The sequence below is a fragment of the Chryseobacterium arthrosphaerae genome (assembly GCF_001684965.1).
Classification (GTDB): domain Bacteria; phylum Bacteroidota; class Bacteroidia; order Flavobacteriales; family Weeksellaceae; genus Chryseobacterium; species Chryseobacterium arthrosphaerae.
On sequence record NZ_MAYG01000001.1, the window covers coordinates 349,326 to 372,499 of the forward strand.

The following is a 23,174-nucleotide window of genomic DNA, read 5'->3' on the forward strand; positions in this document are numbered from 1 at the left end:
AAATCAATATTTTGTAATATATGTCGATATTGTGAATTATTAGTTAAAATTAAATAATTGTTTAATTTATTGCGAATTAATTGCTTTTTTTAATGTTTTTAATGTAATGATTTAATATAAATTTTGATTTTTAATTGAATATTTACTTACATTTACCTCCCTAACTATTATTTGTTATTTATATGAAAAAACTTTTACTGTCGTGTCTGGCTTCTCTCAGTATGGAAGCCTACGCACAAACCAACGTTGCCAGCTATGCTTTCTCTAAAAGCACAGGGGTAGCTTATGTACCCATTACGGGAGGAACAAAATTATTTCCCACAGGAACCAATACTACTTACGATAATGAGGTTTCTACAGCCATTACGCTTTCTTCACCTTTCAACTTCGGGGGTGTTGCCATGACAACCTGTTACGTGAGTGCCAACGGTTTTATAACTTTTGGAGCCGCTCCGTCAGGTACAAACTATAGCCCTTTATCAACTGTAGGCACTACTACAGGTGCTATTTCTGCTTTTGGGCAGGATGGAGGTTTTAGTTCATCGGATACTACACAACCGGTAGGGAATCATGAGGTAAGGTATGAAGATCTAGGTACCGAATTTGTTGTACAATGGCAGGATCATGCCAATTATCATAACAGAGCTACCGAAAGGCTGAACTTCCAGATTCGTCTTGTGTACGCTACCGGAGAAATAAAGATTATCTATGGAAACTGTACTGATCCGGGAACCGCTAGTTCCGGCACAACTCCACAGGTAGGGATTAGAGGAAACAACAATACCTTTGCAACCAATGTAAGTGCTCTGATGATTGGAAATACACCGTCCGGAACCACTTGTGACTGGTCCAAAGCTGTTACCGGTAATGCGAACAGTAGTACAATGCTCTTTTCCGGTGGTACAAATGCTAATGTTAAAATCCCTGCAGGATTACAATACTCATGGACTCCGGGGACGCTGTTGCCGGTAAGAACTTTTTCAGCGACCAATGCAATAACCAATGTGGGAGCTACTGTAAACTGGACTGCTCCAACGGGAGCTACTGCTTATAATGTTCAATACAGAATTTTAGGAAACTGTGATTGGACTGACTTCAGTGGTAATCCGGTTGCCGCTACCTCTGCTTCTATTACAGGTTTGACACAAAATACAACTTACCAGGTACAGGTTCAGGCCTTAAACGGCGGTGAACAGGCAATGTATTCTCATATCCCGAATTCAGCAGGAACCGGGAACGGATATGCTACTGCAGGTTCTTTTACAACTGCTTTTAACTGTTCAGTTGCTACAACAGGACTTACCTCGTCAGGATTAACTCCGGAAGCAGCAACTATTAACTGGACGGCTTCTGCTACGCCACCGGGAAGCGGATATGAATACTATTATTCTACATCATCTACTGCTCCGGGAATATCTACTACTCCTTCAGGTTCTGTAGGTGCCGGTACAATTTCTGCTAATTTATCAGGTCTGAATCCTTCTACTCAATATTATTATTGGGTACGGGCAAATTGTAACGGAACAGATAAAGGGCAATGGTCCAGTTCTGCAAACTTTACAACATTAGGACTTTGTCCTACAGTAACTGCCCCTGCATCCGGTGCTTCCGGGGTAAGTGTCACCCCTACAATAACATGGAATGCAATTAATGGTGCTGCCGGTTACAAATTAAAAGTAGGAACAACCTCAGGAGGTAATGATATCCTTGATACTGATATTACAGGAGGTTCTAATAATACTTATACCTTAGGAACTCCTTTAAATAATGCAACTACCTATTATTATTCTGTATCAGCATATACGGCCAATAATCCAGGTCCTGCCACAGCATGTACAGTGAGATCATTCTTTACTGCATGTGTATCTACCGGTTTACCTTATACATTAGATTTTGATAACGTTACTACGCCGGCCTTACCTGCATGCACAACGGTAATTAATAGTGGTTCTGGAAACCTTTGGAAGACAGCCACTGCTCCAAGCGGATTTACAGGTAAAGTTCTTAATTATTCATACAATACCAGTAGTGCGGCAAATACATGGTTCTTTACACAAGGGCTTAATCTTACGGCAGGAGTGAGCTACCGTATAAAATACAAATACGCCAATTCATCAGGAGCGGTTTATGCGGAAAAAGTAAAAGTTGCCTACGGAACTTCAGCCACTGCTACTGATATGACAAATACAATAGCAGATCACCCAAGTATTACCACAGGCGGGGTTCCTACAAGTACCTTTACAGATTTTACACCGGCTGCGTCAGGAGTATATTATTTCGGATTCCAGGCTTATTCTGCAGCAGATATGAATCAGATCTATATTGATGATATTAATATCGCTGTTACGCCTACTTGTTTTGAGCCTTCAAATATTGTAGTTTCTGCTATTACAACTTCGGGAGCTGATGTGGCCTGGACGGCACCTTCAGTGGTACCGGGCAGTGGATATGAATATTATTATTCTACAACCAATACAGCTCCTACTGCAGCAACTTCTGCTTCAGGAAGCAGCACTACAACTTCAGCACAATTGTCTGGTTTATTGCCGGGAACTATTTATTATCTATGGATCAGATCCGTATGTGGAGCTTCTGATAAGAGTGTCTGGACTCCAGTACAAGTATTTACTACGAACTGTGTTCCGGCACAGACATATTCGCAAAACTTTGATAGTACGACTGTTGACTCACTTCCTCCATGCTGGACAAGTATAGGATCTAATCTTGGCTATGCAAAAGTAATCGCTTATACCGGAACTGTAGCAAGTGCTCCTAATGCCTTATATCTTTATACAAGCGGCTCAAGTATAGGTATGGTGTCTACTCCAGATTTAGTAGGCTTAGATAGCAATAATGCGATGATCAGTTTCAAAGGAAGAGCTAATTCTACTGCTAATGGAACTGTTCAGATTGGTTATTTAACAGATCCTGCAAATACCTCAAGCTTTGTTGTATTAGGTACCTATACAGCAACAAGTACTACAGCACTAAATGATTATTCATTAAACATTACAGGGGTTCCTGCCGGAGTTACTAAACTTGTATTTAAGCATACCGGCTCAAGTGCATATAGCCTGTTGATTGATGATTTCGTATATCAGCTTGGAAACCTGTCTACTTCAGAGGTAGCGGCCGCTAAAAATGAAATTAAAGCTTATCCTAATCCATTCTCTGATGTGCTGAATATTTCAGACGTATCCAAAGTAAAATCAGTTTCCATTGTTGACGTTGCGGGAAGATTGGTGAAAACCATCGAAAACCCTTCTGCTGTACTTCAATTGAGAGATCTGAAAGAAGGAATGTATTTAGTAGTACTGAATATGAATGACGGAACCAAGCAAACCCTTAAAGCAATCAAAAAATAATTAATCACTTCAATAAAAAAGGAAAGACGGATCATTTTGATCCGTCTTTTTTTGTTAAATAAAAAATAAGCAAAATTCTTTTCCCATCTTTTATATTGATTTTTATATAGTACTACTCATCATTCATTCATCACTTATCAGGTACAGGCTGTATATCTCCTGTATTCATAAGGTCAAAAACAGTAGGGAAGAACATTACTAGGATAAAGTAGATAATGATCATCAGCACTATGAGTGCAAAGAGAATGACTACTAAACTATTCGGTTTGTTTTTCTTTTTTGGTTCCATGATTTTGTGGTATTTTGGTGAATAAATTACACTTATACCAAATATCAAGCTAATTTCTTGCCACACTGTTTGCAGTACCTTGCATCATCATCAATATCTTCGTTACCACATCGGTCACAAACCTTTTCAAGGTTCTGTCTTTTATTCCGCATTTCAGCAGTAACGATCCCGGTAGGAACTGCAATAATGGAATAACCTGCCAGCATCAGGACTACTGCAAAAAACTTTCCCATAGGGGTAATAGGGGAGACATCTCCATAGCCTACAGTGGTTACTGTGACCACAGCCCAGTAAATGGATTGTGGTATGGTTTCAAACCCCGGTCTGCCGCCCTCTACCATAAACATAAGCGAACCTACAATGACCGAAAAAATAATCAGAAACAAAAGGAAAATATAGATCTTCCTGGAGCTGTTTTTCAGGGCCCGCACGATGAGGTAACCGTCATTCATAAAGTCCAGCAGATTAAAGATCCTGAAAATTCTCAGCATTCTCAGCATCCTGAAGATCAGGAAATATTTGGTGACGGGAAAGAAAAAGCTGAGGAAGAACGGAGCGAGGGCAAGAAAATCTATGATTCCCATAAAGCTGAAAATATAGCTCCTTTTATTTTTTACCACAGCGATCCGCATAGAATATTCAAGAGTGAAAAAAATGGAAATAATCCATTCAAGGACCAGGAAAGTATAATGAAACCTTTTGTCAAGCTGGGGAACACTTTCCATCATAATAATGGCTGTGCTTACAAGAATTAAGGATAATAATATGATGTCGAACAGTTTTCCGAGCTTCGTATCTGAGCGATAAATTATTCGATAAAGGAATCTTTTCCAAAGAATGTCCTCAGGAATAAGATTATGTTCTTTCTCCATTTGTATAGGGTTATTTCACAGCGAAGTTAGTAAATTAAATAAAGACCAGGGTAAATATATGATTGTTAAAAGAATTTTGCAAATGTTAAAACTTTTTTCGTCATCAAAAAGTGAATTATATATACTTAATTTACTGGTTTTTAATGTTTTATATTTAGTAAAATACGGATAAAATATGAGATATAAAAATTTATTTTTTAACATTTTTTTAATTGTTGTTTGTAATTTTATTCTACAAAAGCATTATATCATGAGAAAATTTTTAACCTTGTTTATCCCGATTTTAATGTACAGTTTTATGTCTGGACAGGTTGGGATTAATACTACGTCTCCGAACGGAGCAACAGTATTAGATATTGCTTCCAATCAGAAAGGTGTTTTAATTCCCCGTCTTACGGATAACGACAGAGATACTAATCTGGCTGATAACGATGCATCTACAGTACCGCCTGCAGGTATGCCGAATGCTAATCTTATTGCAGGAACCCTTATTTTTAATACGACAACGAATAACTTCCAGTATTGGGACGGTACCCTCTGGAGACAGCTTTTTGTTCCCACATCCTCCCAGGCTGGTAATGACGGTGTCGTTAAAATTGATTCTGGAAACGCAAGTGCAAAACCCTCTTTCAGCTTAAGCGCATCAGGAAGCGGCTATGGCGCCAGACAACAGGTGATCTATGCCACACCGCTGGTCTTTGCTGCAAGCCCTACTACAAGCTGGCCGGAAACCACAGTTCCCTTTCCGGGAGTTACCTCTAATATCTATATTGATGCTACCGGCAAATGGAGAGAAAACGAAATTAACGGGCAGGTTCATGTCTGGAGATTGATTGCAACGGTTACTCCTAATGCCAATTCCTCAGGCTCAGTGAAGGCTACGTTTAAAAATCCGGATTCTCTTTTTGAAGTCAATTCAATTCAGCTTGTTCCAAGTGGTTCAGGAGTAGGTAATATCCTTACCTTCTATTTTTATACCATTGCAGACCCTGCCAGTCTTGCTCCGGGAAGAGGCTACCAGCTTTTTATGGAGGCCGATTTAAATTGTGGTGTAGTGGTGAATTCCTTTACAAGAGTATCTTTGTTTAAAGATTAATAGTTTTTGATTTCATATTAGGTTCAAACCGGTTGTTTTATACCGGTTTTTTTATTGTAAAGAATTTTTCCGGAGAATTTTACTAAAATTAATATCTTCGCTGTACTGTAAAATAGAAACGTATGAAGCTAAGAACCGTTATTGCAAGGATAGAAGAAGAAATCAGCATCAGACAGGCAGAGGATTTTGATAATGTAGGATTGTTGTGCGGAGTTCCCGATCGTGATGTGTCCGGAATTTTAGTGTGCCATGATGCCCTGGAAAATGTGGTGGAGGAAGCCATAGAAAGAAACTGCAATCTGATTGTATGTTTTCATCCCATTATATTTTCCGGCCTGAAATCCCTGACCGGGAAAAACTATGTAGAAAGAGCAGTTTTAAAGGCTATTGAAAATAAAATTGCAATCTATGCTATTCATACGGCATTTGATAACGATTTCTTTGGAGTCAATCACGGCATTTGCAGCCAGTTGGGATTAAAGAATATGAAAATTCTTCAGCCGAAGGAAAATAACCTGAAACAGCTGACGGTTTTTGTACCGAAAGAGTATACTGAAAAGGTAAAAGAAGCTATGTTTTCAGCCGGAGCAGGAAATATCGGATTTTATGATGAATGCAGCTTCACCGTTAACGGAAAAGGTACCTTCAGACCCATTGAAGGCTCAAATCCGTTTTCCGGACAGCAGAACATCCGTGAGAATGCAGATGAAGATATGATTTCCGTGATCTTTGAAAACTATAAGGAAGGTCAGATTGTAGGAATGATGAAAGCTGCCCATCCTTACGAAGAGGTAGCCTATCAGATATACAGTCTCGATAACAAAAACCATCATGCAGGATTGGGAATGTACGGTGAGCTGGAAGAAGAAATGGACGAAAGAGATTTCTTACAAATGGTGAAAGAAAAATTCGGACTGGAAGTGATCAAGCACTCGGCATTTAACGATAAAAAGATCAGAAGAGTAGGGGTGCTTGGAGGATCCGGGGCCAGCGGAATAAGAGCTGCAGCTTCCAGGAAATGTGATGCTTACCTTACCGGAGATCTTAAATATCACGATTATTTTCTGGCGGAGTCTAAAATGCTGATCTGTGATATAGGACATTATGAATCAGAACAATTTGTAAGTCAACAATTATTTGAAATTTTATCACAAAAATTTAGTACATTTGCAATTTCAAAATCTATTGAAAAAACAAACCCAGTAAATTATTTCATTTAAATATGGCAAAAACCAACGATATTTCAGTTGAAGAAAAATTAAGAGCTTTATACGATTTACAGATCATTGATTCAAGATTGGATGAAATCCGAAATACTAGAGGAGAATTGCCAATTGAAGTTGAAGATCTTGAAATCGAGATTGAAGGTCTTGAAAAAAGAGCTGAAAAATTTCATGCAGATATCAAAGATCAGGAAGATCAGATCAAAACGAAGCATGAAGTAATCAACCATGCAAAAACTTTAATTGAGAAATACAAATCTCAGCAGGATAATGTAAGAAACAATAAAGAATTTGAAGCATTAGGAAAAGAAATTGAATTCCAGGATCTTGAAATTCAGCTTGCTGAAAAAAGAATTAAAGAATTCGGAGCTAAAATCGCTCACAAAAACGAAACTTTAAGTGAACTGAATGCTAAGATCAACGATCTGAAAAATCACCTGAAATTCAAGAAAGAAGAATTGGAAGGTTTGATTTCTGAAACTCAGAAAGAAGAAGAATATCTTCTGGAGCAGTCTAAAGAATTCGCCGGTAAAATTGATGAAAGATTATTGGCTTCTTACAACAGAATCAGAACAAACTCTATCAACGGTCTTGCCGTAGTAGGATTGGAAAGAGGAGCTCCGAAAGGATCTTTCTTTACTATTCCGCCTCAAAAGCAAATGGAAATCGCTCAGAGAAAGAAAATCATTATTGATGAGCACTCTGGGAAAATCCTTGTTGATGACGAGTTGGTAATGGAAGAAAACGAAAAAATGAAGTCTGTAATTAAATTCTAATTACTGATTTTTAAAATATAAAAGCTGTCTCATATGAGACAGCTTTTTTTTGTGGTGTCTTTGTCATTCCTCAGAATTTCAATGCCGCTTTTTGATTATAGTAAGGATTCCTGCGGAATGTCCTGTATTGAAAAACCTCACCGAAGAATAATCAATAGAAACGGGCTTTAGCCCGTTTAACTAAAAAAAATAAATCTTCCTATTGGCTTTAGCCAAAACATAAAAAAACCGCTTCAAAATGAAACGGTTGATATTATTATTCATGATGGTCATACATCTTGTTGTAAAGCGCTATAAACTTCTCTTTTACAGCTTTTCTCTTCAGTTTTAACGTTGGAGTAAGCAATCCGCTTTCAATGCTCCATACTTCAGGTGTAAGCTCAATCTTTTTGATTTTCTCCCAGTTGCCAAGGTGTTCATTGATCCCGTCAATCTCTTTTTCAATTCTCTGCTTCAATTCTGCACTCTTTGCAATTTCTTCCGGCGTAGAACCGATGTTCAGGTTATTCCTCATCGCCCAGCTTTTAGCAAATTCAAAATCAGGCTGTACCAGGGCACATGGCATTTTTTCACCGTCACCTACTACCATGATCTGCTCAATGAATTTTGAAGCTTTGGCTAAATTTTCAATGGTTTGAGGAGCAATATATTTTCCACCGGATGTTTTGAACATCTCTTTCTTACGGTCGGTGATCTGTAAAAATCCGTCGCTGTCGATATGGCCGATATCTCCGGTTTTAAAGAATCCATCTTCGGTAAACGCTTCTTTGGTCATTTCTTCGTTCTGGAAATACCCTTTGAATACGGATGGCCCTTTTACAGTAATTTCGCCGTCTTCCTGGATTTTTACCTTTAAATTATCCAGCGGAATTCCTACCGTACCCACTTTCATTTTTTCAAAGCTGTTTACTGAGATTACCGGTGAAGTTTCCGTTAAACCATATCCTTCAAGAATAGGAATTCCGGCATTCTGAAATATTAAATTAAGCCTTGTAGACAATGCTGCAGACCCGGAAACCAGAGTTACGATCTCACCACCTAAACCTTCTCTCCATTTAGAGAAAACCAATTTATCAGCAATGATTTCCTGAAGTCCTGAGGGTTTTGAAATAGTTTTCTTTTTGGAGATCAGGTTCAGTGCCCAGAAGAATATTTTTGATTTTAATCCTCCTGCAGAAGAACCTGTATTATAGATTTTATCGTATACCTTTTCTACCAGTCTGGGAACTACCGTCATATAGTGGGGCTTCACTTCTTTCACGTTTTCACCCATTTTTTCAATGCTTTCAGCAAAATAGAGAGAAAAACCGTTGTATTGGTAAAGGTAAAACAGCATTCTTTCAAAAATATGGCAGATAGGAAGGAAGCTTAATGCCCTTGCTTCTTTATAGTCCAGGCTTCTTTTCTTTGGAATTCTCGGAATGGAACCCAGAACGTTGGAAACAATATTATTATGGGTAAGCATTACCCCTTTAGGTCTTCCCGTAGTTCCGGATGTATAAATAATAGTAGCCAGATCTTCCGTATTGATGGCATTGGAAAGGTCATCTACTTCAATCTGTGTGGATTCATCTTTTCCGAGATCCAGTATTTCTCTCCAGTTGGCAGCTCCGCTGATATTGTCAAAAGTAAAAATGCCCTGAAGGCTCGGAATATTGTGCTTTACTTTCATCACTTTATTCAAAAGCTCCTTATCAGACACAAAACAATACTGAATTTCGGCATTGTTGAAGATAAATTCATAATCTTCCGGAGAAATACTTGGATAAACCGGCACGGAAACCACCCCGATCTGAGACAGTCCAAAGTCCATAATAGCCCATTCTGTACGGGAATTAGTCGTAATCAGAGCAATCTTATCCCCCGGTTTTATGCCCAGCTTCAGCAACCCTCTGGAAATCTTATTTCCCTCATTGATAAACTCCTGCGTAGAAGTTTTTTTCCATTCACCATGATATTTGGTTACAAACATATCCGTTTTAGGATATTTCTCTAAAGCGTAGTGTGGAATATCGAATAATCTCTTGATCGTCATGATTTTTTAAATAATTTATAAAGAAATCTAAATATAAGCATTTTTTTTAATTGTAGACCTCTGATTGTAATAATTGGAAATTAGTTAAATGCTTACCATAACATCTTCTATCAAAAAGAAGGCCGTAAACAGGAATTGTGGAGTTATTGGAGACCGGATTGCCTGAGCTCCATACTATAAAATCTACAACTTACATCCCGCATCCCGCAATCTGCATCGAGAATCCCACAATCTTAATCTCATATCCCAAACCCCGTCAACATACCGTTTTTGTCGCTTCCAATTTAATTTTTTCAGATTTGCTTAAAAAGTGTAAATTTACGGCTATCTAATTATTTTTTTTATGGACTTTAATTTATCGGAAGAACAGCTGATGATTCAGCAGGCGGCAAGAGACTTTGCACAAAACGAACTATTACCTGAAGTGATTGAAAGAGACCGTGACCAGAAATTCCCTGTAGAGCAGGTGAAGAAAATGGGAGAAATGGGTCTTTTGGGAATGATGGTGGATCCAAAATACGGCGGTGCAGGTATGGACAGTGTTTCTTACGTACTGGCTATGGAGGAAATTGCAAAAGTGGATGCTTCTGCAGCTGTTGTAATGTCTGTAAACAACTCATTGGTTTGTGCCGGTCTTGAAAAATTTGCTTCTGAAGAGCAAAAAGTAAAATATCTTACACCGCTTGCAAGCGGACAGGTAATCGGAGCTTTTGCATTATCTGAGCCGGAAGCTGGTTCTGATGCAACTTCTCAGAAAACAACTGCTGAAGATAAAGGAGATTACTACCTTTTGAATGGTATTAAAAACTGGATCACAAACGGTGGTACAGCTACTTATTATATCGTAATCGCTCAGACTGATCCTGAGAAAAAACACAAAGGGATCAACGCTTTCATCGTAGAAAGAGGATGGGAAGGTTTTGAAATCGGACCGAAAGAAGACAAACTGGGAATCAGAGGAAGTGATACACACTCTTTGATCTTCAACAACGTAAAAGTGCCAAAAGAAAACAGAATCGGTGAAGACGGATTCGGGTTCAACTTTGCGATGGCTGTATTGAACGGAGGAAGAATCGGGATCGCTTCCCAGGCTTTAGGAATTGCTTCAGGAGCTTACGAACTGGCATTGAAATATGCGAAAACAAGAAAAGCTTTCAAAACAGAAATCATCAACCACCAGGCAATTGCCTTCAAACTGGCTGATATGGCAACTCAGATCACTGCTGCAAGAATGCTTTGCTTTAAGGCTGCATGTGAAAAAGATGCCGGAAAAGATATCTCTGAAAGCGGAGCTATGGCAAAATTATATGCTTCTCAGGTAGCAATGGATACTACCATTGAAGCTGTACAGATCCACGGTGGATACGGATATGTGAAAGAATACCACGTAGAAAGATTAATGAGAGATGCAAAAATCACTCAGATTTACGAAGGAACCTCTGAAATCCAGAAAATCGTGATCTCCAGAAGTATCGCAAAATAAACATTTTAAAACACACTGCTTATGAAAAAATCTTTGTGGATCACCCTTGGTGTCGTACTGCTATTGTTAGGAGTATTTGTATGGTATAAATATTACTTCGTCTTTGGCGAAGGAGTGAAATCCGGATACCTGAATTATGCCATGAAAAAAGGCTATATCTTCAAAACGTATGAAGGTAAACTGATTCAGGAAGGTTTTGGAAAAGGAAAGACAGGAGGGCTTACAAGCTACGAGTTTGAGTTTTCTGTAGATGACCCGGAGGTTTTCAAACAACTGGAAACCAATAGTGGTAAAACCTTTGATCTCCATTACAAAGAATACAATGGTGCTCTTCCCTGGAGAGGAAACACAAAGTTTGTAGTAGACAAAGTAGTGAATATGAAATAAAACAAATAAGGCTCTCAGTTGAGGGCCTTATTTTTACACCAAATCACAAAATATTAATATATGAAATAATAATTTCCGGGTTTATGTCGAACTTCGTATAATAACGGGAATTCTTTGTCTGATAAAATTAATAAAAGAATTGATTATAAATGCTAAAAAGCATTAAAAAAAAATTAAAAAAATCCATCCCGGAGGATGAACTTTGTAAATCTATGGTTGATCTTTAATCAGGAATGTTTTTGTTTCTTTTTTTATAAAAATAATATCCAATCCCTCCGATCAGGAATAATGGCCATAACGGAAGAATAAAAAGGAAAACGGATGTGATAACGTCCCAGCCCGATTCAATGGCGGCCAGTGATTTTCCTCCGAAAGTTTCAGGATTTTTTTCAGCCCCTGCCTTATCAAGGATACTTACATTGATACTGCAGATCGTATTGTCTGCATACTGACGCCCGGAAACCTGGATATCTCTGGTTTCAATATCCCCGATATTACTGTTTAAAGCTTCCATCAGACCATCGAAATGCTGGATGGGTACCTTGATGTCCAGACTGTACATTTTCTGATCTTCTTCACGGCGGTTGGCAGATTCTACATACGAAAGGTTTTCACTTTTAATATAACCGTTATTTCTGATAGCTTCTTCCCGGATTATCTCCTTTACCGTTTCAGCATTATCCGCCTTTACAGAAATATAGCCGGATTTTACCATTTTATCCTTCAGTTCATAGCTGTCTTTGTCAGGCTTATCCCTGTAAACGATCTTGGTTTCCTTCATTACTTTTGGAGCCGGAACATTCACCACGATCTTTTCTGTTTTTTTTGCTGCTGAATCTTTTTTCTCAATTTTAGATTCCAGTTTTGCAGAAGCGATCTTATCAGACAGGGAATCTACGATTTTTGAGGTATTTTCTATTTTTTCCTGAATATCATTTTTGGTGTTTTCAAAATCTTTTATTTTGATGCTGGCTGAGTCAAGAGCCAGGTCTGCTGTTTTACCTGCGTGATCTATAGCATCGGTGGCTACTGTAGAAGCACTGTCTATAGATCGGGATACTTCTTCAAACTTAGAAGTTCCCTTCTGACACATGATAAATGTACTTGATATAGCAACCAGTAATACGAACTTTTTCATAATGTTAATTTTTTGATGAAGTAAAATTAGAGAGGAAGTTCTTGTAAAGATTGTAAATAGAATGTATTGTGCTGGTAAAATGGTAACTGATGTATTTTCAGTGTTTTGTATTTGTTTTACAAAAGATTTACAAAGGTTTCTTTATTTTTTGGATGTTAAAATAATATAGGTTTATATCATATTACAAAGCTTCTATCGTGTTGAATTTCTGATTTTGGTTCAATCATAAGAAAATCAAAGATTTTCAAAACTTCTGTGTACTTCTTATGTGGTACAGTTGTCAACTTCCTTAGGTGAACTAAAGTGTTTAAAAACTTTTGTGCCTTTTGTGGTTAACAATATTTTTAAACCATTAAGAAAAATGAAGGTTTTAAGATAAGTTAAGGTGAAAAATCAAAGATTTTTTGAGCTGTAACTCATAAAGCGAAGCTCCTTCTTAATATTCTTATCTTCTTAAATTTCCTTAATATTTCAATCATAAGAAAATCAAAGATTTTCAAAACTTCTGTGTACTTCTTATGCGGTACAGTTGTCAACTTCCTTACGTGAACTAAAGTGTTTAAAAACTTTTGTGCCTTTTGTGGTTAAAAACATTTTAAACCATTAAGAAGAATGAAGGTTTTAAGATAAGTTAAGGTGAAAAATCAAAGATTTTTTAAGCTGTAACTCATAAAGCGAAGCTCCTTCTTACTATTCTTATCTTCTTAAATCTCCTTACTATTTCAATCATAAGAAAATCAAAGATTTTCAAAACTTTTGTGTACTTCTTATGCGGTACAGTTGTCAACTTACTTAGGTGGACTAAAGTGTTTAAAAACTTTTATGGTTAAAACATATTTAGGTCAATAAAAAAATCCACAGAAAAACTTCTGTGGATTATATGTTTCAGCGATTTCGCCTGGTATTAATTTTCTCTGAACTCACTGATGAAGTGCAGTTTCACATTCGGGAATTTCTCCTGGGTCATATGAATGGTAAACGAAGAGTCTGCTAAAAATACCAGTTGATTGTACTTATCTCTGGCAAGGAATCTTTGTTTTAATCTGGCAAATTCTTTGAACTCTTCCGATTTTTCATCAGCCTCCACCCAACAGGCTTTGTGCATTGAAAGAGGCTCATAAGTACATTTTGCCCCGTATTCGTGTTCTAGACGATATTGGATAACCTCGTACTGAAGGGCTCCTACAGTTCCGATGATCTTTCTTCCGTTCATTTCCAGGGTAAACAGCTGTGCAACTCCTTCATCCATCAGCTGATCAATACCTTTGGCCAATTGCTTAGCCTTAAGCGGATCATTATTATTGATATAACGGAAATGCTCAGGAGAGAAGCTTGGAATCCCTTTGAAGCTAAGCTTTTCACCCCCGGTCAGCGTATCACCGATTCTGAAGCTTCCGGTATCATGAAGACCAACGATATCTCCTGGGAAACTTTCTTCCACCACTTCTTTTTTATCGGCAAAGAAAGCGTTAGGAGAGGAGAACTTCATCTTTTTACCTTCTCTTACCAACAGGTAATTTTCATTTCTTTTGAAAGTTCCGGAAACAATTTTTACGAAAGCAAGCCTGTCTCTGTGTTTCGGATCCATGTTCGCATGGATCTTGAATACAAACCCGGTAAATGTGCTTTCTTCGGGTTTTACCAAACGGGTATCACTTTCTTTGGGCTGTGGCATCGGAGCAATATCGATGAAAGCATCCAATAATTCACGAACTCCGAAGTTGTTCAACGCTGAGCCGAAGAAAACCGGCTGCAAGTCACCTTTCATATAATCTTCACGATTAAATTCAGGGTAAACGGATTGAATCAGATCAAGCTCTTCTCTTAAAGTAGCGGCAGCTTTTTCCCCGATAACCTCGTCTATTGAAGGGTCATTAATATCATCAAATTTAATGGAGTCTCCAACTTTCTGTTTTTTCTCTTCCAGGAACAGCTGGATATTGTTTTCCCAGATATTATAAATTCCCTGGAAGTCGCTTCCCATACCAATAGGTAAAGAAAGAGGACAAACCGTTAAGCCTAATTTCTGTTCCACTTCATCCAAAAGATCGAAGGCATCTTTACCCTCACGGTCAAGCTTATTGATGAATACCAGCATCGGAATGTTTCTCATTCTGCACACCTGAACCAGTTTTTCAGTCTGTTCCTCAACCCCTTTTGCCACGTCAATCACTACAATTACTGAATCTACAGCTGTTAATGTTCTGTAGGTATCTTCTGCAAAGTCTTTGTGACCGGGGGTATCAAGAATGTTGATCTTGTGGTCTCTATATTCAAAAGCCAATACGGAAGTTGCTACGGAGATTCCTCTCTGTCTTTCAATTTCCATAAAGTCGGAGGTTGCTCCTTTTTTTATTTTGTTGGATTTTACCGCACCGGCTTCCTGAATGGCTCCCCCGAAAAGAAGTAACTTTTCAGTAAGAGTAGTTTTTCCGGCATCCGGGTGGGAAATGATCCCGAAGGTCTTTCTTTTTTGTATTTCTTTGATTAAGTCTGACATATCGTATTTTGAAGTTGCAAAAATCGTGATTTTTTACGAGGTTTTCAAATTTAAATTACGGCAATGATGTCACGGTCGCAGACTGAAGGGTAAGAGTGGTGGAGAATGGTATTTATTTTTGCTTAAACTAAAGTTTTTATAATGACTATGAAAGCATAGATCACTCCCAAAACAACAAGCAGAAAAAAGGTAGCCATAATATATTCAAATGCACCCCATTTACCGGCAGGCGGATCTTCGGTGGTGAGACTGTAATGTTCAATGGTCTGCCGGTCTATTGCAAGGTCGGGACGAAAGTGCTGCACCCCTTTCAGAAAATGACGGTACAGATCATATGTATTGCTGAGAATGACATATTCAAAACTGAAGTCTATGGTTTTCAATATCATTTCGCCTGTTTTATCCCGCAGGAAGACCTTCAACGTTATTTTGCCGTACTTTACAGTCTGGGTATTGTGCAGATAAATATCAGCTGATGAGCTTCTGGAATGCTGCAGCTCACTGTATAATACGGTATCCACAATTTGATTCCGGCTGTTGTAAAAAGTAGCCCCTTTTTCGTCGAGAGTGACTTTCCTTATTTTTTGCTTTCTCCGGTACGTCAACGATGTGATCAGTGCTGTACAGCAGGATATCAGAAGAATCTGTGCAATCACAAGAATAATAAATAGACCGGTATCGTCTTTCCAGTGTCTGAAAATATAGTCGAAGACTGAGCCGATGACGAAAAGAATCAAAATGATACTCAGCCATATTATTCCTGTAATAAAGTAGGTAAAAGGTTTATTGATCGTAGATTCTAAAGTCCGGAATTTTTCTGTCATCACCATTGGATTTTATAATAAAAAAGCAATTCCTGTTATCACTGCACAAATAATAAACGCTGCTAAAATTAAAAGCCAGCCTCCCAATGAAGTACCTTTTTTATTGACCTCCCAGGTATTGGGATCAATAGAGAAGCTCCTGAGGACCATAGGATCTATTGTTAAATCCGGACGGAAAACGGAAATTCCATGTAGAAAATGAGCGTACAGCGTAAATTTGTTTTTAACAACCCGAAGAGAAAGATTCATATCGATACGCCTTGCTGCTTTTACCTTTTTATCAGGCTTTACAGTGATCTCAAGCAACGGAACGATGCTTCCGCCCACAGGTGTTACTGTATACACATCAAAATTTTGATCTGAAACCTGAAGCTCTTCATAAAGAATCTGATCTGTCATCTCATTTTTTGCATTATAAAACAGAAGTCCACGATCATCAACAATAATTTTACAGGCAATTTTTTTTCTCTGCACAATGTAAAAGTTAACAGCCGGAACTAAAATCAGAAGCGAAATTCCCCAGCAGACCAGGGCAGGATAAAGCATCTGATCCCATCCTCTTTTATAAATTCCGTAAACAGGTCCCAGTACAAAAAGCACAAATAAAGAAAAAAGAAGTCCGAACAATGTCAGATTCAAAACAATCGTAGAAAACCTGCTGATCTTAGATTCAACAGTTGGAAAAGAAAATTTTGTATTAGATTGGGTGGTATTCATGGCAGAGGAGCGAATTTAAGTATTTTCTTTTTTAGTTGCCTGTCGCAGGCAAAAAAATTATCTTTGTTTCAATAAACCCTTACAGAGAAAAGAATGGAAAATAGCAGATATCCGAAGTTTACGTTCACATGGCTGGGCGCTGTGACTTTGGTGGTTGGATTATTTGTGGGAACTATGGCTGTTTCTTTATTCAGCACTTTTTGGAAAGTCGTTTTCAAAGAAAACCTGGAACTTAAAGACTGGTTTCTTATGTTGGCCAATTCTGCCGGTTTCCTTACTGCTATTGCTTTTTTTGATTTTTTTATTGTAAGACGTACGACGAAGATGAAGCTCAATTTCAATTTCTCGTCGGTCAATTTTTATACCTATCTCCTTGTTTTTCCTATGATGGCAGGGATGATGTTTATTTCAGAATTTATTACAGCCCAGATTCCTACTTCAGGGCCTTTTTTCGGAGAGTTTTATGACTATTTTGTACAGCTTATGAATCAGCTGACCGATGATCCCGTTACCATGCTGATCATGACGGTCATTATGGCTTCCATCTTTGAAGAAATTATCTTCAGGGGGATTATTCAGAAAGGGCTTATCAATAAGGGAGTCAAGCCATGGAAAGCTATTTTATATGCTTCTGTTATTTTTGGCATCGTTCACGGAAATCCATGGCAGTTTATCAGTGCGGTAATGTTGGGATATGTATTGGGGCTGGTATATTATAAAACAAAATCTTTACTGGTACCGATGCTGCTGCATGGTTTTAACAATCTTACGCTTTCACTACTGGTGATTTACGGGAAAAATGAAAGCTTTGCAAAAGCATTTAACGTGTCAGAATGGGTGATACTGGCGATAGGAATAGTACTTTTTTCTTTGTTCTATTATCTTTTTATGAAGAAGTATAAAGTACATTATGCGGAAATTTAACCCGTCAGAGCTAAAGAAGTAAAATTGAAAATGAATATAGAAATGGAATTATTAGTAGCTACACACAACGAACATAAAAAAGAAGAGATTCAGCAGATCCTGGGCAGCGACTGCACAGTGAAAAGCCTTACGGATTATAATATCCATGAGGAAATTGTGGAAGACGGAGACTCTTTTCATGCCAATGCCCTGATCAAAGCAAAATACTGTTTCGAAAAAACAGGAATTCCAAGCTTAGGGGATGACAGCGGTCTGGTAGTGGAATCTCTGGACGGAAGACCCGGAATATTCTCTGCCCGCTATGCCGGAGATCATGATTTTGCCAAGAACATTGAAAAAGTATTGGAGGAAATGCAGGGAATAGAAAACAGAAAAGCGTATTTCGTTACGGTTCTTTGCTATTATGATGAAAACGGAGCCCAATATTTTGAAGGCAGGGTACACGGAAATCTGCTGACGGAAAACAAAGGTTTCAAAGGATTCGGATATGATCCTATTTTCGTTCCTGAGGGATATGACAGAACTTTTGCAGAAATGGATCCTGAAGACAAAAATAAGATCAGCCACCGTAAGCAGGCATTAGATTTGTTTATGGATTTTTTAAAAGTGACAGATTAAGTTTAACAATAAAGGAGAAATTCCTGTTTAGATTTTCTGTCGTACATTTGCTACAATAAACTATTGATTTGAGTACTTATTTAACGATATTAGGCTTTAATTCAGCGATTCCAACCATTAATTCGTCACCAACAGCCCAGCTGCTGGAGATGGAGGAAAGGCTTTTTCTGATCGATTGCGGAGAAGGTACACAGGTACAGCTGAGAAAAGCAAAGGCAAGATTTTCAAAGATCAATCATATTTTTATTTCCCACCTTCATGGGGACCATTGTTTCGGGCTTCCGGGGCTTATAGCTTCGTTCCGTCTTTTAGGAAGAGAAAACCCTTTGCATGTTTACGGTCCGAAAGGAATTAAAAAAATGCTGGAAACCATTTTTCAGATTACGGAAACCCATCGTGGTTTTGAAGTGGTTTATCATGAGCTGGATAAGGATTATTCTGAAAAAATCTATGAAGATAACAGGGTAGAGGTATATACCATCCCTCTGGATCACAGAATTTACTGCAACGGTTATCTTTTTAAGGAAAAACCGAAAGACAGGCATCTTAACATGAAAGAGATTGCTAAATACAGCGAGATTGAAACCTGTGATTACCACAACATCAAAGCAGGAAAAGATTTTGTATTGAGTGACGGCTATGTTCTGAAAAATGAAATATTAACGGTAGAACCTGCTCCATCAGTATCCTATGCATTCTGCAGTGATACCCGTTATCTGGAAAGTGTTATTCCGATTATTAAGGATGCTACGGTTCTGTATCATGAATCCACTTTTTTGCATGACCTGAAGGAAATGGCTGATTATACGGGACATACAACTGCATTGGAAGCCGCAACGATTGCCCAGAAGGCACAGGTAGGGAAGTTGATTCTGGGACATTTTTCTAACCGGTATGCTGACCTGACCGTATTTACGGATGAAGCAAGAAATGTCTTTCCCAACTCTTACCTGCCCAAAGCGTTGGAAAGCGTAAAGATTTCATAAGTATGCTGAAGTTTGAAGAATTAAGAAGTTTTCTTGACGAAAAGGCTGATCAATATAATGCTCCTGATTTTATTGAAAATGATCCGATACAGATTCCGCATCGTTTTTCCGTAAAACAGGATATTGAAATTGCAGGATTTTTAGCAGCAACCATTTCGTGGGGAAACAGAAAATCGATCATTAAGTCTGCTGAAAAAATGCTGGATATCATGGGGAATTCTCCTTATGATTTCGTACTGAATTATTCGGAAAAAGATCTGGAGAGTCTTCAGGATAAAAGCATTCACAGAACTTTTAACGGGCAGGACTTCTCATATTTTATCAGGCAGTTCAACCGGATTTATAAAGAAAATGAAAGCCTGGAAAACTTATTTGAAGTAAAAGAAAATGAAATCAGCTTTCTGCACGCTATAGAACGGTTCAGAAACAGTTTTCTGGAAGCTGAAAAGCACCGGAGCCATAAACATATCAGTTCGCCCTATAAAAATTCCTCTGCCAAGAGGATTGTTATGTTCCTGAGATGGATGGTGCGAAAAGATAAAAGAGGAGTAGACTTTGGAATCTGGGAAAACACAGATCAGAAATACCTGTCCATTCCTCTGGATGTGCATACAGGAAATATATCCAGAAAATTAGGCTTGGTTTCAAGAACACAAAATGACTGGAAAACAGTAGCTGAGCTGGATAAAGCAATCCGGCAATTTGATGAGAATGATCCTGCCAAATATGATTTTGCATTGTTTGGGCTGGGAGTGACCAAAGAACTGTTGTAAAAATAACTAAGGATGAAAAAATATAACGAAAAAACAGAAGTTCTGGAGAAAATAGCAGACAGCATTACGGCGTGGATAGGTTCTATTCAATCGCTGATTGTGCATACCCTGCTTTTCCTGACTTCCTTTCTGCTTCCCATGGTAGGCCTGATAGAGTTTGATAAAATGCTTCTCATTCTCACTACAGTGCTTTCATTGGAAGCGATCTATCTTGCGATCTTTATCCAGATGTCGGTCAACAAAAGCCATGAAAAAATTGAAGACATTCAGGAAGATATTGAAGAGATCAGCGAGGATATTGAAGACATTCAGGAAGATATCGAAGAGATCAGCGAAGACATTGAGGAAATCAGTGAAGACATTGAGGAGATCAACGAAGATATCGAAGACATCCAGGAAGATATTGAGGAGATCAATGAAGAAGAGGAAGAAGAAGACCACAATGAAAGGGCAAGAAATGTAATGCTGAGAAGCAATGTAAGCTCCAATAAAAACGAAATAAAAGCTTTAAAAGATATTATCTCACAGCTGCAGAACGAAATAGACCAGCTGAAAAAAGAGTAATACAATACAGAAAGTTTCTTTCTTAAAAAACAGGCAGGTCGATATATATTGACCTGCTTTTTTTATCATAATTCCAATATTGCTGATTTGTAAAAAATGTAATGATAAGAAAAAAACGTTGAGAATGTGGAGGATAAATCAGAAAATACTCTTACAGGAAGCTGATTTTATGCATTTTTTTTGTTACATTTGAGCAAATAAAAATAAAATGCTGAATTATAGAATAAAAAACTACCTTTTTCTATTAGTATTATTGTTGGTCTCTGCTTCTTTATTCTCTCAAAGAAAACCTCCTAAAAATCTGGTATCTGCCGTGAATAAGAAGGCCGGAGCATTTATAGACGTGAATGCGGCCGGGTATGCGCCTTCCAATTATACACCCGAACAGCTCGTGAAAGACATCCTGATCAACGGAGGATCCACCTGTTCTGTACCTAACGTAACCAATGTATCAATAACTCCGAATCAGCCCAACACAAGTAACACCCGTTTTTGGGGATATTTTCATAAGGGAACTACCAATTTCCCTTTTAAAGATGGTATTGTTTTAACAACAGGCCGTGCTGACCAGGCAGGAAACGTTGCCTCTGGTGCAAGTTATACCATACCAGGAGCGGGAATGGATGATCCGGACCTTTTGGTTGCAGTTCCTAATCCTGACCCTACTGAACATTATAACGATAATGTAATGTTAGAGTTTGATTTTGTACCCAATTCCACTCAGGTAAAATTTAATTATATTTTTGCTTCCGAAGAATATTCAGGAACTTATCCGTGTGAGTATTCAGATGCATTTGCTTTATTGATCAAGCCTGTTGCGGGAGGTCCTTATGTAAACCTGGCTATATTGCCGAATAATGCAGGACCTGTTGCCATGACCAATATTCACCCTCTTATTACAGGCTTTGGAGGCTGTCCTGCGATTAATGAACAGTATTTCGGGGGATATAATTCTTCGCCTAATATTGTGACCAATTATGACGGAAGAACAACTCCTTTAACTGCTGTGGCAGATGTAACACCAGGTGTGGCATACCATTTTAAAATGGTTTTGTCCGATTATAAAGATCATAGCTATGATTCTGCCGTATTTATCGAAGGAGGTTCTTTTGATATCGGTATTAAAATTGTTGATGAAAACGGAGTGCTTCTGCCTGCAGAAATAAAAATGTGTGACAACACTCCAAAAGTAATAAAAGCACAGGTTGCCACTATTCCCAACATGACTTTCCAGTGGTATAAAGACGGTGTTTTAATTCCTGGGGCAACCAGTATTTCTTATGTGGCAACTTCAGCAGGGGTATATACTGTAAAAGTAATGGTTCCCGGTAACAACTGCCCGGGAGAAGCTACCATTAAAGTGGTGGGAGGAACCAGTCCAACCGTGCAGAACGCTACTTTGAAGCTCTGTACAACCCCTACACTTACCACTTTCAACCTGGAAGATGCAAAACCAATGATCAGTACAACTCCTGGAGCTGTATTTAAATTCTATGCGAATCTGGCTGATGCACAGGCACAAAATAACAGTAATATTACGAATCTTACCAATTATAACGGAACAGACGGGCAGGTGCTGCATGTTCTTGTTTCCAATGGTGCGTTCTGTAGCAGAATTGCCACATTGACGCTAAGAAAAGAAGAATTACCTGTTGCGATACTTAATGCAGCAAAGCTTAAAATTTGTTTGGGAGAATCTGTACTGTTGACGGCAGGCGGAGGGGTTACCTATGAATGGGGCGATACTTCAGCCACGGGAGCAACAAGAACAGTAACTCCTACCAAAACCACTACCTATACAGTATATGCTATAGGAGCTCAGGGATGTAAATCTTTACAGCCAGCCCGTGTTACGGTAGAAGTAGTGCCGGCTATTGTTTCCACATTAAAAGGAGGACATATCTGTAAAGGAGACAAAATTACGCTTGATGCAGGTACAGGTCCCGGATATACCTACCTGTGGAGTACAGGAGATACAACTCAGACCATTGTAGCAGGTACTCCGGGTGAATATTCCGTAACCATCAGCAATGGAGTGTGCTCGCAGACGTTCAAAACAAAGGTTATCGATGCAGTCATTCCTGAAATCGTAAAAGTGGATTTTGATGACAGGGGAACCATCATTATTACAGCAACCAATCCTAGTAACGGGATCCTGGAATATTCAATAGATAACGGTGTTACATGGAAATCCTCCAATATCTTTACCAATGTGCCGAAAAACAAAGTGATTTCCATTCGTGTAAGAGTAAAATATACCAGCTGTGTAGGCTTCCTTGAATTCTTTACGTTTGTAATGAAAAATGTAATTACGCCAAACGGGGATAATATCAATGATGTTATCGATTTCAGCGGAGTAATTGATTATAAAGACTTCAGCGGACAGGTTTTTGACCGATACGGAAAAGAAGTGTTCAAAGCAGAAAAAATAAGACCTTACTGGGATGGATATTTCCAGGGCAAAAAGCTGCCTACTGCTTCATACTGGTATCAGGTAACCTACGAAGATCCTGCAAGTAAGCAGACTACAGTAAAAACGGGTTGGATATTGCTTAAAAACATAGAGTAATTAAACAATTATTAAAAGACTGACGGTTTTGTCAG

19 protein-coding genes are annotated in these 23,174 nt (G+C 38.3%); 12 read left to right on the forward strand and 7 right to left on the reverse strand.

What is annotated here, in order from left to right; all coding sequences use genetic code 11:
• Positions 1-182: 182 nt before the first annotated feature.
• Positions 183-3,365, forward strand: coding sequence for a fibronectin type III domain-containing protein (locus BBI00_RS01575; RefSeq protein WP_065397118.1), 3,183 nt, complete (start codon positions 183-185; stop codon positions 3,363-3,365).
• Positions 3,366-3,495: 130 nt separating this feature from the next.
• Here BBI00_RS01575 and BBI00_RS23200 read toward each other — a convergent pair whose 3' ends face one another.
• Both BBI00_RS23200 and BBI00_RS01580 read right to left on the reverse strand, forming a co-directional pair.
• Positions 3,496-3,654 (reverse strand): hypothetical protein, encoded by a 159-nt coding sequence (locus BBI00_RS23200; RefSeq protein ID WP_165602486.1) that lies wholly within the window; start codon positions 3,652-3,654, stop codon positions 3,496-3,498.
• Positions 3,655-3,698: 44 nt separating this feature from the next.
• Positions 3,699-4,526 carry an ion transporter gene (locus BBI00_RS01580; protein WP_065397119.1) on the reverse strand — a complete coding sequence of 276 codons (828 nt, stop codon included), beginning with the start codon at positions 4,524-4,526 and terminating at the stop codon, positions 3,699-3,701.
• A gap of 250 nt (positions 4,527-4,776) precedes the next feature.
• On the opposite strand from BBI00_RS01580, the gene BBI00_RS01585 reads away from it, so the two are divergent.
• From BBI00_RS01585 to BBI00_RS01595, 3 genes are all read left to right on the forward strand, one after another.
• Positions 4,777-5,622, forward strand: a complete 846-nt coding sequence (locus tag BBI00_RS01585) for a hypothetical protein (RefSeq protein ID WP_228394697.1) — start codon at positions 4,777-4,779, stop codon at positions 5,620-5,622.
• A 122-nt stretch (positions 5,623-5,744) separates the two neighbouring features.
• Positions 5,745-6,842 carry a Nif3-like dinuclear metal center hexameric protein gene (locus BBI00_RS01590; protein WP_065397121.1) on the forward strand — a complete coding sequence of 366 codons (1,098 nt, stop codon included), beginning with the start codon at positions 5,745-5,747 and terminating at the stop codon, positions 6,840-6,842.
• Between the two features lie 2 nt (positions 6,843-6,844).
• Entirely contained in the window at positions 6,845-7,621 is a 777-nt protein-coding gene (locus tag BBI00_RS01595; RefSeq protein WP_065397122.1) for a zinc ribbon domain-containing protein, read from the forward strand.
• Between the two features lie 256 nt (positions 7,622-7,877).
• Here BBI00_RS01595 and BBI00_RS01600 read toward each other — a convergent pair whose 3' ends face one another.
• Positions 7,878-9,656: an AMP-dependent synthetase/ligase gene (locus tag BBI00_RS01600; protein WP_065397123.1), complete on the reverse strand. Its 1,779-nt coding sequence runs from the start codon at positions 9,654-9,656 to the stop codon at positions 7,878-7,880.
• A gap of 343 nt (positions 9,657-9,999) precedes the next feature.
• Between BBI00_RS01600 and BBI00_RS01605 the strand changes: the two genes are divergently transcribed.
• Together BBI00_RS01605 and BBI00_RS01610 are read left to right on the forward strand one after the other, a co-directional pair.
• The gene (locus BBI00_RS01605) at positions 10,000-11,139 is read left to right on the forward strand and encodes an acyl-CoA dehydrogenase (RefSeq protein WP_065397124.1); all 1,140 of its coding nucleotides are present in this window, start codon (positions 10,000-10,002) and stop codon (positions 11,137-11,139) included.
• A gap of 21 nt (positions 11,140-11,160) precedes the next feature.
• Positions 11,161-11,526: a hypothetical protein gene (locus BBI00_RS01610; protein WP_065397125.1), complete on the forward strand. Its 366-nt coding sequence runs from the start codon at positions 11,161-11,163 to the stop codon at positions 11,524-11,526.
• Between the two features lie 223 nt (positions 11,527-11,749).
• On the opposite strand, the gene BBI00_RS01615 is transcribed toward BBI00_RS01610, so the two are convergent.
• From BBI00_RS01615 to BBI00_RS01630, 4 genes are all read right to left on the reverse strand, one after another.
• The gene (locus BBI00_RS01615) at positions 11,750-12,664 is read right to left on the reverse strand and encodes a DUF4349 domain-containing protein (protein WP_065397126.1); all 915 of its coding nucleotides are present in this window, start codon (positions 12,662-12,664) and stop codon (positions 11,750-11,752) included.
• A 904-nt stretch (positions 12,665-13,568) separates the two neighbouring features.
• Positions 13,569-15,164: a peptide chain release factor 3 gene (locus BBI00_RS01620; RefSeq protein WP_065397127.1), complete on the reverse strand. Its 1,596-nt coding sequence runs from the start codon at positions 15,162-15,164 to the stop codon at positions 13,569-13,571.
• A 122-nt stretch (positions 15,165-15,286) separates the two neighbouring features.
• On the reverse strand, positions 15,287-15,988 hold the full coding sequence (locus BBI00_RS01625) for a hypothetical protein (protein ID WP_065397128.1): 702 nt from the start codon (positions 15,986-15,988) through the stop codon (positions 15,287-15,289).
• 12 nt (positions 15,989-16,000) lie between these two features.
• Positions 16,001-16,705 carry a hypothetical protein gene (locus BBI00_RS01630; RefSeq protein ID WP_065397129.1) on the reverse strand — a complete coding sequence of 235 codons (705 nt, stop codon included), beginning with the start codon at positions 16,703-16,705 and terminating at the stop codon, positions 16,001-16,003.
• 93 nt (positions 16,706-16,798) lie between these two features.
• Between BBI00_RS01630 and BBI00_RS01635 the strand changes: the two genes are divergently transcribed.
• The 6 genes from BBI00_RS01635 (at position 16,799) to BBI00_RS01660 (ending at position 23,139) form a co-directional block, all read left to right on the forward strand.
• Positions 16,799-17,629: a CPBP family intramembrane glutamic endopeptidase gene (locus BBI00_RS01635; protein ID WP_065397130.1), complete on the forward strand. Its 831-nt coding sequence runs from the start codon at positions 16,799-16,801 to the stop codon at positions 17,627-17,629.
• Between the two features lie 42 nt (positions 17,630-17,671).
• The gene (gene rdgB / locus BBI00_RS01640; RefSeq protein WP_277622264.1) at positions 17,672-18,247 is read left to right on the forward strand and encodes an RdgB/HAM1 family non-canonical purine NTP pyrophosphatase; all 576 of its coding nucleotides are present in this window, start codon (positions 17,672-17,674) and stop codon (positions 18,245-18,247) included.
• A 68-nt stretch (positions 18,248-18,315) separates the two neighbouring features.
• Positions 18,316-19,233, forward strand: coding sequence for a ribonuclease Z (locus tag BBI00_RS01645; protein WP_065397131.1), 918 nt, complete (start codon positions 18,316-18,318; stop codon positions 19,231-19,233).
• 2 nt (positions 19,234-19,235) lie between these two features.
• Positions 19,236-20,006 carry a TIGR02757 family protein gene (locus BBI00_RS01650; protein ID WP_065397132.1) on the forward strand — a complete coding sequence of 257 codons (771 nt, stop codon included), beginning with the start codon at positions 19,236-19,238 and terminating at the stop codon, positions 20,004-20,006.
• A gap of 12 nt (positions 20,007-20,018) precedes the next feature.
• Positions 20,019-20,570, forward strand: coding sequence for a DUF1003 domain-containing protein (locus BBI00_RS01655; RefSeq protein ID WP_065397133.1), 552 nt, complete (start codon positions 20,019-20,021; stop codon positions 20,568-20,570).
• 208 nt (positions 20,571-20,778) lie between these two features.
• Complete coding sequence (locus BBI00_RS01660; RefSeq protein ID WP_065397134.1) at positions 20,779-23,139, forward strand: choice-of-anchor L domain-containing protein; 2,361 nt, start codon at positions 20,779-20,781, stop codon at positions 23,137-23,139.
• Positions 23,140-23,174: the final 35 nt, after the last annotated feature.

Bases quoted from the DNA above. Each gene is read 5' to 3' on its own strand.
- BBI00_RS01610 (WP_065397125.1), top strand. From the start codon at position 11,161: ATGAAAAAATCTTTGTGGATCACCCTTGGTGTCGTACTGCTATTGTTA.
- BBI00_RS23200 (WP_165602486.1), bottom strand. From the start codon at position 3,654: ATGGAACCAAAAAAGAAAAACAAACCGAATAGTTTAGTAGTCATTCTC.
- BBI00_RS01600 (WP_065397123.1), bottom strand. From the start codon at position 9,656: ATGACGATCAAGAGATTATTCGATATTCCACACTACGCTTTAGAGAAA.
- BBI00_RS01635 (WP_065397130.1), top strand. From the start codon at position 16,799: ATGGAAAATAGCAGATATCCGAAGTTTACGTTCACATGGCTGGGCGCT.
- rdgB (WP_277622264.1), top strand. From the start codon at position 17,672: ATGGAATTATTAGTAGCTACACACAACGAACATAAAAAAGAAGAGATT.
- BBI00_RS01660 (WP_065397134.1), top strand. From the start codon at position 20,779: ATGCTGAATTATAGAATAAAAAACTACCTTTTTCTATTAGTATTATTG.
- BBI00_RS01590 (WP_065397121.1), top strand. From the start codon at position 5,745: ATGAAGCTAAGAACCGTTATTGCAAGGATAGAAGAAGAAATCAGCATC.
- BBI00_RS01615 (WP_065397126.1), bottom strand. From the start codon at position 12,664: ATGAAAAAGTTCGTATTACTGGTTGCTATATCAAGTACATTTATCATG.
- BBI00_RS01575 (WP_065397118.1), top strand. From the start codon at position 183: ATGAAAAAACTTTTACTGTCGTGTCTGGCTTCTCTCAGTATGGAAGCC.
- BBI00_RS01620 (WP_065397127.1), bottom strand. From the start codon at position 15,164: ATGTCAGACTTAATCAAAGAAATACAAAAAAGAAAGACCTTCGGGATC.
- BBI00_RS01625 (WP_065397128.1), bottom strand. From the start codon at position 15,988: ATGACAGAAAAATTCCGGACTTTAGAATCTACGATCAATAAACCTTTT.
- BBI00_RS01580 (WP_065397119.1), bottom strand. From the start codon at position 4,526: ATGGAGAAAGAACATAATCTTATTCCTGAGGACATTCTTTGGAAAAGA.
- BBI00_RS01630 (WP_065397129.1), bottom strand. From the start codon at position 16,705: ATGAATACCACCCAATCTAATACAAAATTTTCTTTTCCAACTGTTGAA.
- BBI00_RS01650 (WP_065397132.1), top strand. From the start codon at position 19,236: ATGCTGAAGTTTGAAGAATTAAGAAGTTTTCTTGACGAAAAGGCTGAT.
- BBI00_RS01605 (WP_065397124.1), top strand. From the start codon at position 10,000: ATGGACTTTAATTTATCGGAAGAACAGCTGATGATTCAGCAGGCGGCA.
- BBI00_RS01595 (WP_065397122.1), top strand. From the start codon at position 6,845: ATGGCAAAAACCAACGATATTTCAGTTGAAGAAAAATTAAGAGCTTTA.
- BBI00_RS01585 (WP_228394697.1), top strand. From the start codon at position 4,777: ATGAGAAAATTTTTAACCTTGTTTATCCCGATTTTAATGTACAGTTTT.
- BBI00_RS01655 (WP_065397133.1), top strand. From the start codon at position 20,019: ATGAAAAAATATAACGAAAAAACAGAAGTTCTGGAGAAAATAGCAGAC.